This window comes from Sulfitobacter sp. 1A15299, assembly GCF_043556915.1.
In the GTDB taxonomy this organism is placed as follows: domain Bacteria; phylum Pseudomonadota; class Alphaproteobacteria; order Rhodobacterales; family Rhodobacteraceae; genus Sulfitobacter.
On the sequence record NZ_JBIFFJ010000002.1, the window covers coordinates 133,680 to 150,234 of the forward strand.

Below are 16,555 nucleotides of genomic sequence, written 5' to 3' on the forward strand. Positions count from 1 at the left end.
AACGGAAGGAACGAGACAATGAAGGCACTTAGCATCGCCGCGACCGGCATGATGGCACAGCAGACCAATGTCGATGTGATCTCGAACAACATCGCCAACGCGAATACCACCGGGTTCAAGGCCAGCCGCGCCGCCTTTCAAGACCTGATCTATCAATCCATGCAGCGTGAGGGCGCCGTCACTTCCGAGGCCGGATCGACCCGCCCCGTGGGCATCGACATCGGCATGGGCGTGCAGACTGCCGGCACCGTGCGGCTGAACACCCAAGGCGGCATGGTGGCCACGGAAAACCAGCTTAACGTCGCCATTGACGGGCGCGGCTATTTCTCGGTCACGCTGCCCGATGGCGGCACCGCCTATACGCGCGATGGCTCGTTCCAACTCTCCCCCGAGGGTGAGATCGTGACGATGCAAGGCTACCGCGTCGAGCCGGGCATGGTCGTGCCGGAGAATACCACGGCGGTCGAGATCAACGAACAGGGCGTTGTCATGGCCTATGTTGAGAATGATCCCCTGCCGGTGGAACTGGGCCAGTTCAACCTGACCACCTTCGTCAACGAGCCGGGGATGCGTCCGGTGGGCAACAACTTCCTGCTGGCGACCGAAGCCTCGGGCGAGGCGCAGGTGGTGAACCCCGGTGATCCGGGTGCGGGCATGATCCGCCAGGGCTATCTTGAGGCGTCTAACGTGAATGTCATCCAGCAGATCACCGATCTGATCTCGGCGCAGCGCGCCTATGAGATGAACTCCAAATCCATCGAGACCGCAGACCAGATGCTCTCGGCTGCGAACCAAATCCGCTAATGCGACGGCTCGCCGCCCTCTTCCTTGGCCTGATGGCGCTGACGGGCCCTGCCCTCTCGGCGCCCATCGGCGTGTTGGTCGAGGAACGCGCGCGGGTGGACTACGCCGACAGCCTGCCGCCAGAGGGTGCCTTCGAGATCACGGTCAAAGACGCCCCCGCCGAAGAGGTGCTGACGCTGGCCGAGTTCTGGATGGACCCGCGCAGCGGCAAGTTTCTGGCCAATGCGGTGCTTGAGACGGGCGAGGTGCAGCGCATCGCGGGCTACGCTCTTGTCACCATGCCGGTCCCTGTGCCCCTCACCCGCCTGCTGCCCGATGACATCATCATGGAAGACGACCTGACCGTCATGCGCCTGCCCGTGGGCCGGATCGGCGCCTATGTGATGACGGATATGGAAGAGGTCGTTGGCAAACAGGTGCGCCGCGTGCTGACGCCGGGGCGACCCATTCAGACGCAGTCCATCATTCAGCCGCTGGTCATCAACCGAGGCAAGCGGGTGGAGATCTATTTCAGCGACGGGCTTCTGGCCCTCTCCTCCCCCGGGCGCGCGCTTGATGACGCGCATGAGGGGCAGGAAATCCGTATCGTGAACCTTGTCAGCAACAAAACGGTCACCGGCATCGCCACCGGCGAAGGGACCGTGGAGATCCTACGATGACCACCGCTTTCGCGCGCCCCTCTGTCTTGATGCTCGGTGCCGCCCTTACCCTGTCCGCCTGCGATACCACCGATCATTTCGACCGTGATCCGCAGCCCTCGCCGATTGTGGTGGACGGCCAATCCATCCCCGAGGTCGCCCGCGTGCAGGTGCCGATGCCCGCCGTCGCGATGGAGCCGCCCCGGCGCGGCAGCGCCAAAGCCTCGCTCTTTACCGCGCGCAGCCAGCCGCTGTTTTCCGACCAACGCGCCGATGACATTGGCGATATCGTCACGGTCGTGATCTCGATCGACGACCGTGCACAGCTGCGCAATTCGACCGACCGTGAGCGCGAGGGGGCAAGCTCGGTCGGATTCCCGACATTCTTTGGCTATGGCGCGAAAATTGCCGCAATTCTGCCCGGAATCAGCGCCTCCGATCTGCCGAGCGGCGATATTGTCGAGGTCGGATCGGCCTCCGAGGCCAGCGGCTCGGGCGCCATCACGCGCAACGAGCGGATCGAGTTGAAGGTCGCCGCATTGGTGATCGACAAGCTGCCAAACGGCACGCTCGTCGTCGCCGGACGCCAAGAAATATTGGTTAATCAAGAACTGCGCGAGCTGCGCATGGCCGGGATCGTACGCCCGGCCGACATCCGCGATGACAACACAATCTCTTACGACAAGATCGCCGAGGCCCGTATCGCCTATGGCGGCCGTGGCACGCTGTCGCGCGCGCAAGAGCGCAGCTACGGCGAAGATGCGATGGATGTGATCCTGCCCTATTAATTCCTGACTTGGTCACAAAGTGAGACCATTGCCGTCGCAATCGACCGCTAAACCTGACGAAAGCTCAGGAAAGGTCGAACATGAAAAAGGCAGCAATCGCATTCGTAGCGCTCCCCTTGCTTTGCATGGGCGCGGGCTATGGCGCCGGTCTGGCCCTCGCCCCGACCCCAGCCGAAGCGGCGGGGACAAAGAGTGATGACAAGACCGCCCATGCGCCTGAGAACGACGCGCATGGCGAAACGGCTGAGAAATCCGCCAAGGCCGAGGATCACGCGCCAATGGACAGTTACGAGCTGGCCAAGGACCGCACGGTGGTGCGCCTTGGGCAGATGACGATCCCGGTGGAAAAGACCAACAGCGTCTCTTATGTGGTCGCGGATTTCGCGCTCAAGATGGGGTCACTGGAATTGGCCGAACGCTATCGCCGGGTCGAAGACGCCACGCGGATGCGCGATTCACTCTTGCAGGCGATGAACCTCGCCGCCGAAAGCGCCGTGCTGCGCGGCGTGGCGATCGACAGCGAAGCCCTGTCGCAGCTGCTGCGGGATCTGATCAGCAAAGAGCATAAGGGCGTCGATGATGTGATGTTCGTCTCGCTCTACAAACAAGACGTGGCGCGGCTCTGACAGGCGCCACATCGCTGGCTTACAGGACCGAGCGTACCACGTTCGACAGGACGGATTCCCCGTTATCAAGCTCCAACTCCGGCCCAAGGGCGGTGAAGTTCACCCGCGTCACCTCGGACCGGGTCAGCGGGGTGACGCCCACATTGTTACCGGCGGCATCAGTGGCCGTGATCTCAACCCGGAAGGTATCGGGCGGGACCGGCAGGCCCACGGAATCGAGACGGTTCCACGCCACGTCGATCACCTCTCCCTCGGCGGTGGAGGGGCCGGGCATCTCGCGGATCAGGGTGCCGTCTTCGGAAAAGATCCGAACGGTCACCTCCTCCGCCCCGGCGTTGAGCTGATAGCTTAGCGGAAATTCATCATCGGTCATGCGCACTTGGGTCGAGGGCACCAGCACCTCGCGCCCGATCAATTGCAGGTCCGACATTGCGCCCACGGTGGAAAGCATGGTCGAGATTTGCTCAAGGCTCGCATTGGTGGCGATGGATTGCTCCACTTGGGTCAACTGCGCCAATTGCGAGACGAACTGCGTCGAATCCACCGGGTTCAGCGGGTCTTGGTTCGAAATCTGCGCCGTCAGCAGGGTCAGAAAGCTGTTGTAGCTCTCCTGAAGCTCAGCAGAGGAGGTCGCCGCCGCCGAGGTGTTGGCGGTGCTCAGGGTGCTTGCTGTGGTCGCGTCGATCATGGTCTCGCCTTTCAGGTGAGGATATCTAGCTGCCCGGCGCCGAGGCGCGGGCTGGGAATCTGGGCCAAGGGCGCGGCGTCATTGCCCTGCGCCTCGTCGGCCTGCGCTGTGATCTGGGTGAACTCAGCGCCCTGTTGCTGCCCGCCGTTCCGACCCCGGTCGCCAAAGGTCTGGAAATCGAGGTCCGCATTCTCGGCGCTGATGCCGCGCGATTGCAGCGCGTCCAACAGTTGCTCACGGTCTTGCCGCAGCATGTGCAGGACCGAGGCGCTTTCGGTGGTCATGGCGATCTGCATGCGCCCCGCCTCGCTGCGCACGACCTCGATCTCGATCTCGCCCATACCGTAGGGGGAAAGGGAGAAACGCAGCTTGTTGTCCGCCGTATCCAGGCTGCGGATCTGTTGGCTGACGTGTTGGCGAAGCTGTTCTTCCGGCGCGGCGGCAGGGTTGGGTGTGGGGGCCGGTGTAGCCTGCGGCGGGCCAAGGCGCGGCCCCTCGCTCTGCGGCGCCTGCGGCGCGGTCACAGCGGCGACCTCGCGCAAGACGGCCTCTGCCGCCGGGGCATTCGTGCCGGGCTGGGCTGCCTTGGCGGCATCGACCGCTGCGCTGAAACGCTCGGCGGCGGCGGTGAGACGCGGGTCCGCGACTTTGATGCTCAGCTCCAGCTTGGCGGCACTGGTCGCGCTGTCTTCGGCCTTTGCTGCCGCGGTCGTGCTGGCATCGGTATTTGCGGCCACGGGCGTGGCGGCGTCGGCCTTTGTAAGGAGGGTCGGTTCTGTAGCCGCTACGGCGGCGACTTTCGGGGCCGCTGTCTCGCCCGGAAGGACGGATTTGAACACCGGATGCTCTGCGTTTTCCTCGGCCTGTAACACCGGCGCGGCCGCTTTGGGGGTCATCACCTTCGGCCCCTGCTGGACCTGCCCTATGGTCACACGTCCGACAACCGGCAGCGCCGCCGAGGCGATACTGAGTTGGCTGGCCGGGGTGGGCAGGCGCAGGGCACCGGCGAGTTTTTCCTCCAACGCGGTCTCAAGGCTGGGGTCATCCAACTGCGCCACCGCCTCCAGCGCACCGAGGCTTTCGGGCGGGGCTTCGCCCAAGGCTTCGGCAAATGCGGCGAGGGCGGCTTTCGGGGTGATCTGCTGGCGGCTCTCCTCCAACCCCGCGAGGGTGTGATCCATCAGGGCCATCAGCCCCTCAGCCGTCTCAAGGTCGATATCCTCAGACAGCGCATCGGGGGCGATTTCCCCCTCTGGCACGGCGGCTTGCACGTCTTGAACCTGCGCCTCCGACGCGCCCCCCTGTCTGGCTAACCCCTGCATCAGGGCGGCAAAGCCTTCGGCGGCCCCCTTCCCCGAGGGCTGCCCGAGACCTGCGGTATTCGGCACCGCAGGTGCTGCCTGAAGTTGAGCGATCATCTGACATCCTCCAACTCGGGTTCCGCGGCGGGATTCCGAAGGCTTTCGTAGGATCAGGAGATCCGCACGTTCCCGCGCTGATCTTCAAAGGCGCGGCGGGCGCTGCGGGCCTCGACGAGGGCTTTGAGCCGCAGGGTCCACTGGTTGAGGGTCACGGGCGTCTCTGTCCCGGTCAGTGCGCGAAGCGAGATCTGCGCGCCCTCGGCTGGCTGCTGGCCAAAGACCGAATGACTGTCGACCGGGCGGCCCCAGTACTGCCCCAGAACCGCGCTTAGCCCCATGCGGAAAGCCGCAGGCTCAAGCCCCAGCTTGAGCAGCTCATCCGCCTCGGCGGCGTGATGGTAGGCCTGCCCCAAAGCATGCAGAACGCTGTCTTCGTCCATCATCGGGAACAGGCCGCGCCCGATGATCCCGATCAGCACTTCGCCCACCAGTGCACCGGCGGCTTGGGAGATATTGGTGAAATTGTCGCTTTTGCGAATAACGACGAACGAGCCATAAGGCACATCGGCGTCGAGTTCTTCGGCAAGGATATCGCCAAGGCAAATGCCCGGGATCGGTTCGATGCAATCTGGCATTGCCACCGGATGACCGGCCCAATCCTGCATCTCGAAGACCGAAGCTTGAACCGGAATCAGCGCCCGGATCAGCATGTTGAAATGACGGCCATCGGCCGAAGAATCCATGTGGCAGGCACCCTTCCAGATGCCACCTATAAGTGAGTTTACCTGCATTTCCGCCTCGTTCAGGACGTTCTGTCCATGGTTTATCCGGGCGGTTTTTAAAGGTTTTTTAGGTGCCCGGTGCTCGATTATTGCATAAGGTGTAGATCGCAAGACCTTGACCGTCAACAATTTTACAGGTTCGCGCCATTTTTTTGGGAAGCAGCGGCAGGGATGTCGCATTTTTGCGCGGTCGTAAATCCGCACAACCGGGCCGATAGAGCCTTGAAAACAAGGGCTACTCGGCCTGATAAACCAAGCGAATCGAGATGCGCCGATTTTCAGCGGCCAAGGGGTCAATCGTGTTGATCGGTTGCGTGTCGGCCACACCCGACACCCGCATAAAGCGCGCGCCTGCGATGCCTGCGGCCATCAGCGTGCGGCGCGTGGCATTGGCGCGGTCTGCCGATAGCTCCCAATTCGTGTAGCCATTGTTCGCGCCAAAGGCGGCGGCATCGGTATGGCCCACAATCTCGACCGGCTGGTTCTGTTCGGCGATCACATCGCCGATGGCCAGCAGCAGCTCACGGGTTTTCGGCGTCACCTCGGCACTGCCCCGGGCAAAGAGCGACCGCTCATCTTGATCCAAGACCTGAACCGTCAGCGCCCCGTTCGATTTCTCCAGCCGGACATTGCGCGCCAGATCGTTCAACGCGCCGTCCGAGGTGATCCGCTCGGCGATGTCCTCGGCCATGCGGTCGATCTCGGATTGGCGGCGCTCGGATTCTTCGATCGCGGCCAGCGTGGCGGGATCGGCGGGCGCCGCGGGCTCGGGCGCTTCGGCATATTCCACGACCACTTCCGCCGGTTTGTCGCGCAGGCGGCTGTCGAAGACCATCATCGGATTGTCGCGGCCAAAGGTCGGCTTTTGCACATTGCCCGTGTTGTCGACCGCGCCGGTCATCACCCCTGCGGCCATCAGCGGACGCAGGTCCGCCGCCGCATCCGAGGAAGAACCACCGTCCGACACCGTGGGGGTAAAGTAATTGGCCAGCCCGCGCAGCTTTTCCTCGTCCGAGGCGGCGAGGATCCACAGCAGCAGGAAAAACGCCATCATCGCGGTCATGAAGTCCGCATAGGCCACCTTCCAACCGCCGCCGTGGTGGGCGTGGCCGCCCTCCGCATCGTAGCGCTTGATGATAATCATCGCGTTCTTCTTGTCAGCCATCACGCGGCCTCCCGATTACGCAAGATCGGGCACGGGGGCCAGATCAGGAAAGCTCTGCGTTGTTGTCCGATTTGTCGCGGCTGTATTTGCCCAGCCCCGCGCGTTTGGCGTATTCGGCCTTGCGCTTGGAATAGCTCGGCGCGACCAGCGGCGTATCGGCAGGCAGATTGAACATCACCCGGTATTCCGCTTCGGTCAGCCCGTGTTCGGCCCCGAGGTGACGTTTCAGCATCTTGAAGCCCTTGCCGCAGCAGAGGCAAAAGATCGTGTCTTCGGTCATCGGCTGCTCGCCCGGTGCGGCACTCATCCCCTGCGCCTTGGGCGCGACGGGGGCCACGGCGGCGGCGGGGATATTGGCCAATGCGGCGGCAGGAGCCTCGGCGGGGGTCGCGCGCAGACGCTCGACCAAGGTCAGGATATCGTCGATGGTCACGTCGCTGCGGCTGGCGAACCCCGAAACGATGGTCGCAATCGCGGTATCGCTCAGATTCTGCTTGGGGGGTACATTAGGCATGAAGCAACTTCCTTGTTAAGTTAATCTTGCCTTCTGCAAGGTTCGCAAAGCATTCCAAGAGCGCTTCGCAAGGGACGCAGCAAAGATAAATAATTCTTTGCCGTTTATTCTTATCACGATTCGAATTGTATTTGGAACCCGCGCAAGCATTGGCAAGCACTTTTTCGCCATGTCGTGCGCAATGCATCACGGCTCCATCTGCGCGACGGTTTTGAAGATCGCGCTTTTCGGGGCCGGATCGGGGGCCACGTCATTGCCGGTGGTCTGCGCGATGATCGTGCTGAACAGACCGGTCACCCCCAGCCCCGCCACCGCGATCAGCGGCACATGCAGCGACTTCCAAAGGCTCTTGCGCAGCGCGGGCGGCTGCGGCGTCAATGCGGCGGGGTCGAGCAACTCAGGCTCTGGCGCAGGGGGCACCTCGATCGGCGCGCCGAACTCGACAAAGATGCCGCGCGGCATGACCGCGACCTTCACCTCGCGCCGCGCGCAGCTGTCGCTGAACCCTGCGGGGAAGAGCTCAGCCGGAATGTCGATCACCATGTCATCCTTGGGCCGCCACTCTGCCGCCAGCGTGTCGCGGGGGATATAGACCGAGGCGAAATCATCCCGAAAGGCGATGTCACGCACCAAGGTCGGCACCATCGGAAGCGGCTGTTCCGGGTTGGAGGCGATTCGCATCCGCCCCCCGGCGAGCCACATCTCAAGACGGACATAGAAACACTCCCCCGGCTGAACCTCGGCAGAAGGCATATAGCCTTCGGGCGGGCCCGGGCGCAGCTTGCGGCGCTTGCGGTTGCCGATGGGGAAGATCTTGTTGGTGCTGACGCGCTGGAACTGATCCAGCTCGGGCCGCTGGCGCATAAGCTCGTCGAAATCCAGCCCCTCTTCGCGGGCGAAATTGTAGTTGATCAGGTAATCCGCCGCCGTTTCCTCAAGCGTCTTACTCTCCTGAATGGCCTTCAACAGTGCATTTTCCTCGGAAAACAACAGCCTACGACAGGGGTGACCCTCAACCTCGGGGCTGACGGCAAAGCTGCCCACGGGCCGGTCGAGGATATCCGCCACCCGGTCGAACACCGCATGTTCTTCGTCATTGTGAAAGACCACGAACTCGCAAAGACCGGCGGCATCCATGCACAGCAGGAGCCGCATCTCATCGGGCCAGCCCGGCACGAGCACCGAAAGCTCGGACGGATCGACGAAATAGGCGAAGGCATCGGGCTCTTGCTGAGCGTCGACATCATCCCGCAACTCTTCTTTGACCGAAAAACCACTATTCATCATAGAAACCCAAGTTCTTTCCTAGATAATACTTGTATAGACCCATTCACTCAAGGATAAAGTAAGAATAGTTTCTTTTTGGAGGCGTGTGCAGCAATGACACTCTTGCTTGGTCTTGTAATGGTCTTCGGTCTGGTCTTTGGCGGTTTCATGCTGTCGGGGGGCAATATGGACATCGTCCTGCACGCCCTTCCCTACGAGGGCATGATGATCGGCGGCGCCTCTCTGGGGGCTTTCGTGATCGCCAACTCCTTCTCGGTGGTGAAGTCATCGCTGGGCGGGGTTCTGCGGGTGATCAAGGGGCCGCGCTGGAAGGCGGCGGATTACAACGACCTGCTTGCGCTGATGTTCGAACTGGCGCGCCTTTACAAAAACAAGGGCATCGTCGCCATGGACGAGCATATCGAAAACCCCGAGGCCAGCCCGATCTTTCAACGCTACCCCAAGCTGATGAAAGACCACTTTCTGACCGACCTCATCGCCGACAGTTTCCGCATGATGTCGATGCAATTCGATGACCGCTTCCAGATGGAAGACGTGCTGAACCGCAAGATCAAGAAGCACCACCATGAGGCGCTGGTCTCGGCTCGCGCGATCCAAAGCATGGCCGACGGGCTGCCCGCCATCGGCATTGTCGCGGCGGTTCTGGGGGTGATCAAAACCATGTCGTCGATCGACAAGCCGCCAGAGATCCTCGGCGCGATGATCGGCGGCGCCTTGGTGGGCACTTTTCTTGGGGTTTTCCTTGCCTATTGCATGGTGCAGCCCATTGCAGGCCGGTTGGAGCAGATCGAAGAGGAAGACGGCGCGATGTATACGGTGATCCGTGATGTCATCGTGGCCATCGTCGCAGGCCACCCGCCCAGCATCTGTGTCGAACTGGGCCGCGGCAACATTCCCACTACGAAACAGCCGAACTTCTCTGCCGTGGAGGCCTCGCAGCGCGAACTGCCTGCGGTATGATGCGCGCCCTGCCCCTGATCGCGCTGATCGCGCTTCTTGCCGGGCCGGGGCATGCGGCGGGTGCGGCCAAGGAAAAAGACGCGGAGGAGGTCGACAAGACCGCCGAAGCAGAGGCCCGGCTGCCCAATTCCATGCGCCGCCACGGTGTCATCGGCCATGTCCCCCCGATGGCGGGCCTGCCGCTGCTCGACGCCGCGGTGCTGGAGCGGATGCGTGAGCGGCTCATCGTTCTGTCACAGGGCGCAAAGCAGTGAAGCCAAAGCGGGGCGACGGGCTGGCCGTACTCTCGCGGCTGAAACGCTTTGAGATGGAGAATGTCGCGCTGGAGATGGCCGAGGTGAATCGTGCGCTGACCCAGATCGAGAACGAACGCCACAGCCTGATGGAGCAGCTCAATGACCGGGGCGATCCCGACGCGGTGGAATCGACGCGCGTGGTTTCGGCCTTTATCCGCAATGTCTCGGAAACCATCCACCGCAAGGAGGCCGAGGCCGAGCGCCTGCGCGCCGACAGCGCGGGCATCCATGACAGGCTGAACGGGCTTTTCGCCGAAGCCAAGCGCATCGACCTGATCCGCAACCGCCGCGCCGAGGCCCGCCGGCAAGCCCTGCAAGAGGCCGAGACCGCCGCCCAAGCCGAAGGTTTTCTGTCGATCTGGCTCGACGATCAGCGCTAGCGACCCTATCCAATTACGGGAATTATTTCCGAAAATTCCCTTAAATAGCGAATACCGGACAAGAAAAAACCGCAATTCGATTGCATCTCAGTCCCATTGAAAATGCCGCCCTGGGGAGGGGGGGCGCCGAGGCCAACGCGTTTGTATTCCGGCTTTGGTATAGTTTGAGAGGATTTACGATGAAGCGAAGAGGATTTTTCACCGCCGCCGCGATCGGTGCCGCGTCTTTGAGCGTCAGCCCGCTTTGCGCCCAATCGGCGGAGGTGACCCTCGCCGAGGTGCGCGCCCTGTTTCAAAGCCGCGATCTTGGGGCGCGCCGGATGGTGCAGGACAGCCTGAAACACGAGGGCTATTACAAGGGGGCCATCGACGGCGCATGGGGGCCGGGGACCGAAGCCGCCTTTCGCGCGCTCATGGCTTCTGACCGCTACCAGCGCCACGCCCCCACATGGACATTCGCCCATGAGGTTCAGGTCAGCGAAACGATGTTCTTCCTGACCTCCGACGCCTATATGTGACTGTGCCCGGGGCCCTTTCGGGCCTCGGCCTTACCCTGCTTGCGCGACCGCCAGTTCGGCCATGCGCAGCGCCGCGTCGCGATTTGCCGCCACGGCAATGAACCGCGCGTTGTGGCAGAATTTGGCCCCCGGCACGCCGCTCGCGGCCTCCAATTCTGCATCCGTTAGCCCGGCCCAAGCCTCGGGCAGATCGGCGCGGGCTTCGAAACTGTCGCCGCTTTTGCGGATCGTGGTCAGGGCCCAATCCTCTCCGCGCGGATGCACGACGAAGAGCAGGTGATCGGCCCCGGCCTTTTCCACCGCCGACCGGAAGGGCATGCCCGTGGGCAGTTCCAATACGCGCCCGCTGCCTGCCGCCTCGATCGCCTGCATCACCATCGCCTCGGCCCGCCGTTTGGCGGCCTTGCCCTTAATCGCTGCCTCCACAAAAGCCCGCGCGACCGGAAGGGCGGCCATGAAGGCGCGGTCGTCGGCATCCTCCCCACGCTCATCGAAGACCGGCTTCAAGGTCTCCAAAAGCACCGGCAGGGTCATGCCCGCCAGCGGCCCCGCGACCGAAGGCTCAAGCGCGCCATTGTCGATCAGGTCGACCGGCAGCACGAAGCCTTGGTCGAAACTGTGGTGGATATCCTCCACATCCGCCTCGGGCACGTCAAAGCTGCGCAGATAGTCGCGGCCATAGTGCTGCCAGATCAGCCCGAAAGAGCTATAGGGCTGGCCATCCTCGCGCAGCGGTCCGGGGCGCTGGTGGTGGTCGAAAATCAGCGCTTCGGCGTCATAGTCGCGGCCCACATCATAGATGACCCGTCCCGCGCCGGGGGTGATCCACGCAGCATCGCGGCTGCGCATCAGCACCGCCTCCGGGTAGAGCCGGGTCAGGATGACGGAGGACAAAAGCTCATCCGCGTGAAAGCCGCCCGAATGGGTGACAAGATGGGTGATGGTCATGGGGCTGGCTCCGCTCGGGCTGGGGAAATCGGTCAGTGGTGGCTCGCGCCCCCATACTGTGCGGCGCAGTCCGAGTGCAAGCCGCCCGCCCTAGCGCGACAGCGCCACCAGCGTCGCCGAGACGGGGTCGAGGATGAAGGCCCCCACCTGCGCCCGGGCCTGCGCGAGCCCATCGCGCCGTTCCGGCATCAGCTGCACGAGAGAGGCAAAGCGGTTGTGATGGGTGCCGTCCACCGCGCCGATGGCCGAGATATCGACCAGCAAAACGCCATAGCGTTTGGCCAGCGCCTGTACCGCCGGGGAGCTGGCATTGCTGCGCCCGATCCGGGGCCGCGCCCCTGCAAGCCCCGCCGAGATGCGCAGCGCCCGGTCATCCGGTGCCACAAGGATGGCCATGGGCGGATCAAGCGGCCCGATCACCTCGACCTGCTTGCGAAAGACATCCACGTCGATGTCGGGCGCCGCAAGGACCACATCGCTCAGCCGCGCGATCACCTCATCCTGCCCCGACAGGCGCAACTGCCGCAGCGCCTCCACCACCAGCCAGCCGCCCATGCTGTGGCCGAAAAGCGTGATCTCACCCACGTCGGGATCGGCGGCGAGGGTGCCGAGCATGGCGGCCAGTTCATCGCGCGAATAGGCCGCCGCGTCCTTATCCGCGACATAACCCACCACCGTCCCGGCAGAGGGCCAAGCGAAGAGGATCGGCTGTTCGGGCAAATGCCCATCCGCCGTCACCTGCGCCAAACGAAAGAGGGATTCCGGGAAGGTCTGGTTGTAGCCATGTACGAAGACCATGACATCCTGCCGCGCCCGGCCCGAGCGGCGGATATCGAGCCCCGGCAGCGGATCGCGCGCCGTCACCGCAAAGCTGCGGCGCGGGTCTGGCTTCTCATTGGGCCATTCGATCTTGCTGGCCTCATGGTCTGGCGGGATGGCGATGGTGAACCGCTCGTAATTCAGCGCCCGCGCGCGGGCGTCTGTATAGGTGCCTGTCTGCGGATCGCGCCCGCGGGTCGAGGCCACGGTGATCGCCAAACTCTGCGCGGCTTCGGCCTTGGGCACCACGGTCAAAGTCTCTGCGCCCGGGCGCGGGGTGCAGGCAGACAGCAAGACCACCGAAACGGCGCAGAGCGTCCGTAGCCCCCGGCCCCCAATCTCATGTCGTTGCATATCGCCCCCCGGCCCATCCTTCGGCGCAGTTCTAGCGTAATCGGCCCATAAAGTCATAGACGAATGGCCCGCCGCGACTACGACGAAACAGCCCCGCTTTCAGCCTACGGCAGCCCCACCTCTCTGCCCGCCTCTGCCGCCAGCAGCTTGCGGCCCGTGTCGAGCACGCCGTCGACGATGTCATTGGCAATCGCCGCGCTCAGCGCTGCGCCATCGCGGGCAGTGAGGGCGGCCAGCACCTCTTTATGGCGGTCGATCTGATAGTATTCCGCCACCTCGGTGATGACCTGCCGCTGGAACGGGCCGAGTTGCAGCCAGATGCTTTCGATCATCGGCAAAGAGGCCTGCGCGGGGTTCACGGAATAGAGCATCCGGTGGAAGGCTTGGTTCAGCAGCGTCAGTTGATCCGCGTTCCGCTCGGCCACGAAATGGTCCATGCTGCCGTCGATCTCGGTCAGCCGGTCGATCACGATGTCCGAGATATAGGGCAAGGCACGCAGGGCGGCGTGGGTCTCGACCGCGATGCGCAGGGCGACCAGCTCCTCGAAGCGGTCGGGGGTCATCAGCGGCACGGTCAGGCGGCGGTTGTCCTTGATCTGGATGGCATGTTCCGAACTCAGCCGCCGCACCGCCTCGCGTACCGGGGTCGGGCTATGGCCGAGCCGCTCCGCAATTCCGCGCATGGTCAGCGAGGTGCCGGGCGTGATCGCGCCCAGCATGATCGCGTTGCGCAGCCGCTCATAGACATATTCCTGCGTCGTCCCGCCCGGGATTTCGGGGATTTCGGGAATATCGAGCGCGTCGTTATCAGTCTCGGTCATCTGGCCGCCTTTGGTCTTTCGCCGCTGACCATACGCGCGAGGGCGATTGACAGACAAGCGGATAGTGATATGACATTCCAATAAATGGTATCACATTTTTGCCTTCGATATCGAAAGGAACCCCATGTCCGAGAGCAAAGCCGAAGCGTGGCTGGCGCAACATCCCGAGATCGAATCGATCTTTGCCTGTGTTTGTGACCTCAACGGCACCATGCGCGGCAAACGGGTACCGGCCGATCAGGTGTCCAAGGTCGTCGAAGGCGGGTTGCGCCTGCCGCTTTCCATCGTCGGCATGGATATCTGGGGCGAGGATGTCGAGAATAGCGAGTTGGTGTTCGAGACCGGGGATTCCGACGGGCTGTGCGACTTTACCGGGCGGCCCTTGATGCCCATCACATGGACCACGCGCCCCACGGCGCTGGCGATGCTGTGGATGCGTCAGGAAAACGGCAAGCCCTTCCCCGGCGATCCGCGTCGCGCGCTGGCCGAGGTGGCTGCGCGGTTCAAGGCACGCGGGTTGACCCCCGTGGTTGCCACGGAATTGGAATTCTACCTCTTCGACCCGACCGAGGATCACCCGCAGGCCCCCTGCTCTCCGGTCACGGGCAAACGGCTGGATTCCGACGGTGCGCTGTCGCTGGACGAGTTGCAGCATTTCGACGAGTTCCTGAACGAGGTCTATGACGCCTGCGAATTGCAAGGCATCCCGGCGGATGCGGCCATTTCGGAAAACGGCGCGGGGCAGTTCGAGATCAACATGCGCCATGTGGACGATCCGCTGCGCGCCGCCGATGACGCGGTGCTGTTCAAACGTCTGGTGCGCGGCATCGCCCGCAAACACGGCTTCGCCGCCACCTTCATGGCCAAACCCTATGGCGATCTGGCGGGCAGCGGCTTTCACGTTCACTTCTCCCTGGTGGATGAAAACGGCGTCAACGTCTTCGACAACGGCGGGGAGGAAGGCACCCCCCTGATGCTCAACGCCGTCGCCGGTCTGTTGGCCACGATGCAGCAGAACACGCTGACCTTCGCGCCGCATGAAAACTCCTACCGCCGCCTGCTGCCGGGGGCACATGCGCCGACCAATGTCGCTTGGGGCTATGAAAACCGAACCGCGGCAATCCGCATACCGGGCGGCGATCATAAGGCCCGCCGTATCGAGCATCGCGTCGCCGGGGCCGACGCCAACCCCTATCTGGTGCTGACCAGCATCTTGGGCGGCGCGCTGTTGGGGATCGAGCAGGACATGCAGCCCGTCGCCCCGATCACCGGCGACGCCTATACGATGAAGCTCGACAACCTGCCGCTCGACTGGGCCACGGCCATCGACGCCTTTCGCAAGGGGCCGGATGTGCCCGGCCTCTTCTCTGCGCGGTTGCAGACCATGATGGTCGAATGCAAGACGCAGGAGTTGCGCAAATTCGCGCGGCAAGTGACCCATTTCGAATATGACACCTATCTGGAGATCGTCTGATGTCGCGCCATCCCTACGCCGGAGACGGCAGCCATACGTCAAGCTACTACGCCGCCTCGGCCAATCCTGCCCCCGCGCGCCCCGAATTGCAGGGCGATCACGAGATCGACGTCTGTATCGTCGGCGCGGGCTACAGCGGTCTGTCGACCGGCCTGCATCTGGCCGAAAAGGGCTATAAGGTCGCCATCATCGAAGGCGCACGCGTGGGCTGGGGAGCCTCGGGGCGCAATGGCGGGCAGATCGTCAACGGGCTGAACGCGAGCCTGCAGACGATCAAGCGCCGCTATGGGCAGGACACCGCGACCTTCGTCGCCGGCCTCGTGCAAGAGGGTGGCGAGATCATCCGCGAGCGGGTTCGCACCTATGACATCCAATGCGACCTCAAGGACAAGAACATCTTCACTGGCCTCACCACGGCACATATGCGCGAGTTGGAGGAGCGGCAAAAGCTCTGGCAAAGCTACGGCATCGACAATCAAGAGATGCTGGACAAGGAACAGTTGCGCGCCCACGTCAATTCCGACCTCTACGAAGGCGGGCTGATCGACCATTCGGGCGGCCATATGCATCCGTTGAACCTCGCCCTCGGCGAAGCGGCGGCCTTTGAGAAGAACGGCGGCACGATCTATGAAATGTCCCCAGTCACGGATGTCGATCACGAGGCCGCCCGCCCCGTGGTCCGCACGGCCAAGGGGACGATGACCTGCAAGACACTGGTGCTTTGCGGCAATGCCTACCTCGGCCATGTGGTGCCCACGCTGACCCCGCGCGTGATGCCCGTTTCGACCCAAGTGATGGCGACAGAACCGCTGAGCGAGGCGCAGGCCCATGCGCTGCTGCCCACCGATGCCTGCGTCGAAGACATCCGCTATATCCTCGACTACTACCGCCTGTCGGGTGACAAACGGATGCTCTTTGGCGGCGGCACCGTTTACGGCGGCGCGGACCCGCGCGACATCAAGGCCAAGCTCAAACGCAACATGGACAAGGTCTTCCCCCAGTTGAAAGACGTGAAAATCGACTATGCCTGGAGCGGGAATTTCGCGCTGTCCTTCAGCCGCGTGCCGCAGATGGGCCGGATCGGCGACAACACCTATTTCGCCCATGGCTACAGCGGCCACGGCGTGACCGGATCGCATACCTTCGGGCGCATCCTGTCCGAGGCGATCGACGGCGACCTCACCCGCTTTGACGTCTTCGCCAATGTGCCATGGTTCCCCTTCCCCGGCGGGCGCATGTTCCGCGTGCCCTATTCGGTCGTGGGATCGTGGTGGTATGGGCTGCGCGACCGTTTGGGTGTCTGAAACCTTTTGACAGGGCCGGGGGTTTCTT

The 16,555-nt window shown here is 63.2% G+C and carries 19 protein-coding genes; 10 read left to right on the forward strand and 9 right to left on the reverse strand.

Features of this window, described 5'->3' with window-relative positions:
- Positions 1-18: 18 nt before the first annotated feature.
- The 4 genes from flgG (at position 19) to ACGYK7_RS03940 (ending at position 2,856) form a co-directional block, all read left to right on the forward strand.
- Positions 19-804, forward strand: coding sequence for a flagellar basal-body rod protein FlgG (flgG, locus tag ACGYK7_RS03925; protein WP_394399193.1), 786 nt, complete (start codon positions 19-21; stop codon positions 802-804).
- Positions 804-1,463 carry a flagellar basal body P-ring formation chaperone FlgA gene (gene flgA / locus ACGYK7_RS03930; protein ID WP_394399195.1) on the forward strand — a complete coding sequence of 220 codons (660 nt, stop codon included), beginning with the start codon at positions 804-806 and terminating at the stop codon, positions 1,461-1,463. The genes flgG and flgA overlap by 1 nt, the downstream gene beginning before the upstream one ends.
- Entirely contained in the window at positions 1,460-2,230 is a 771-nt protein-coding gene (locus ACGYK7_RS03935; RefSeq protein ID WP_394399197.1) for a flagellar basal body L-ring protein FlgH, read from the forward strand. Before flgA ends, ACGYK7_RS03935 begins: the two co-directional genes overlap by 4 nt.
- A gap of 80 nt (positions 2,231-2,310) precedes the next feature.
- Complete coding sequence (locus ACGYK7_RS03940; RefSeq protein ID WP_394399199.1) at positions 2,311-2,856, forward strand: hypothetical protein; 546 nt, start codon at positions 2,311-2,313, stop codon at positions 2,854-2,856.
- A 19-nt stretch (positions 2,857-2,875) separates the two neighbouring features.
- Here ACGYK7_RS03940 and ACGYK7_RS03945 read toward each other — a convergent pair whose 3' ends face one another.
- The 6 genes from ACGYK7_RS03945 to ACGYK7_RS03970 all read right to left on the reverse strand — a co-directional run bounded on the left by ACGYK7_RS03945 (position 2,876) and on the right by ACGYK7_RS03970 (position 8,653).
- On the reverse strand, positions 2,876-3,544 hold the full coding sequence (locus ACGYK7_RS03945; RefSeq protein WP_394399201.1) for a flagellar hook assembly protein FlgD: 669 nt from the start codon (positions 3,542-3,544) through the stop codon (positions 2,876-2,878).
- A gap of 11 nt (positions 3,545-3,555) precedes the next feature.
- Entirely contained in the window at positions 3,556-4,962 is a 1,407-nt protein-coding gene (locus ACGYK7_RS03950) for a flagellar hook-length control protein FliK (RefSeq protein ID WP_394399203.1), read from the reverse strand.
- Positions 4,963-5,015: 53 nt separating this feature from the next.
- Positions 5,016-5,648 (reverse strand): hypothetical protein, encoded by a 633-nt coding sequence (locus ACGYK7_RS03955; protein WP_394399205.1) that lies wholly within the window; start codon positions 5,646-5,648, stop codon positions 5,016-5,018.
- 274 nt (positions 5,649-5,922) lie between these two features.
- On the reverse strand, positions 5,923-6,852 hold the full coding sequence (locus tag ACGYK7_RS03960; protein ID WP_394399207.1) for a flagellar motor protein MotB: 930 nt from the start codon (positions 6,850-6,852) through the stop codon (positions 5,923-5,925).
- 43 nt (positions 6,853-6,895) lie between these two features.
- Positions 6,896-7,366, reverse strand: a complete 471-nt coding sequence (locus ACGYK7_RS03965) for a MucR family transcriptional regulator (protein ID WP_394399209.1) — start codon at positions 7,364-7,366, stop codon at positions 6,896-6,898.
- A 186-nt stretch (positions 7,367-7,552) separates the two neighbouring features.
- A complete protein-coding gene (locus ACGYK7_RS03970) occupies positions 7,553-8,653 on the reverse strand; it encodes a hypothetical protein (protein WP_394399210.1) in 1,101 nt (366 codons plus the stop codon).
- A gap of 93 nt (positions 8,654-8,746) precedes the next feature.
- Between ACGYK7_RS03970 and motA the strand changes: the two genes are divergently transcribed.
- The 4 genes from motA (at position 8,747) to ACGYK7_RS03990 (ending at position 10,807) form a co-directional block, all read left to right on the forward strand.
- The gene (motA, locus tag ACGYK7_RS03975) at positions 8,747-9,613 is read left to right on the forward strand and encodes a flagellar motor stator protein MotA (RefSeq protein ID WP_394399212.1); all 867 of its coding nucleotides are present in this window, start codon (positions 8,747-8,749) and stop codon (positions 9,611-9,613) included.
- The gene (locus ACGYK7_RS03980; protein WP_394399214.1) at positions 9,613-9,867 is read left to right on the forward strand and encodes a hypothetical protein; all 255 of its coding nucleotides are present in this window, start codon (positions 9,613-9,615) and stop codon (positions 9,865-9,867) included. Before motA ends, ACGYK7_RS03980 begins: the two co-directional genes overlap by 1 nt.
- A complete protein-coding gene (locus ACGYK7_RS03985) occupies positions 9,864-10,289 on the forward strand; it encodes a hypothetical protein (protein ID WP_209217524.1) in 426 nt (141 codons plus the stop codon). The genes ACGYK7_RS03980 and ACGYK7_RS03985 overlap by 4 nt, the downstream gene beginning before the upstream one ends.
- 179 nt (positions 10,290-10,468) lie before the next feature.
- Entirely contained in the window at positions 10,469-10,807 is a 339-nt protein-coding gene (locus tag ACGYK7_RS03990; protein WP_067262423.1) for a peptidoglycan-binding protein, read from the forward strand.
- A gap of 30 nt (positions 10,808-10,837) precedes the next feature.
- On the opposite strand, the gene ACGYK7_RS03995 is transcribed toward ACGYK7_RS03990, so the two are convergent.
- The 3 genes from ACGYK7_RS03995 to ACGYK7_RS04005 form a co-directional block, all read right to left on the reverse strand.
- The gene (locus ACGYK7_RS03995) at positions 10,838-11,755 is read right to left on the reverse strand and encodes an MYG1 family protein (protein ID WP_394399216.1); all 918 of its coding nucleotides are present in this window, start codon (positions 11,753-11,755) and stop codon (positions 10,838-10,840) included.
- A 90-nt stretch (positions 11,756-11,845) separates the two neighbouring features.
- A complete protein-coding gene (locus ACGYK7_RS04000; protein WP_394399218.1) occupies positions 11,846-12,928 on the reverse strand; it encodes an alpha/beta hydrolase in 1,083 nt (360 codons plus the stop codon).
- A gap of 104 nt (positions 12,929-13,032) precedes the next feature.
- Positions 13,033-13,749 (reverse strand): GntR family transcriptional regulator, encoded by a 717-nt coding sequence (locus ACGYK7_RS04005; protein WP_394399220.1) that lies wholly within the window; start codon positions 13,747-13,749, stop codon positions 13,033-13,035.
- Positions 13,750-13,873: 124 nt separating this feature from the next.
- On the opposite strand from ACGYK7_RS04005, the gene ACGYK7_RS04010 reads away from it, so the two are divergent.
- Positions 13,874-15,223, forward strand: coding sequence for a glutamine synthetase family protein (locus ACGYK7_RS04010; protein ID WP_394399222.1), 1,350 nt, complete (start codon positions 13,874-13,876; stop codon positions 15,221-15,223).
- Positions 15,223-16,527: an NAD(P)/FAD-dependent oxidoreductase gene (locus tag ACGYK7_RS04015; RefSeq protein ID WP_394399224.1), complete on the forward strand. Its 1,305-nt coding sequence runs from the start codon at positions 15,223-15,225 to the stop codon at positions 16,525-16,527. Before ACGYK7_RS04010 ends, ACGYK7_RS04015 begins: the two co-directional genes overlap by 1 nt.
- The last annotated feature ends 28 nt before the right edge of the window (positions 16,528-16,555 follow it).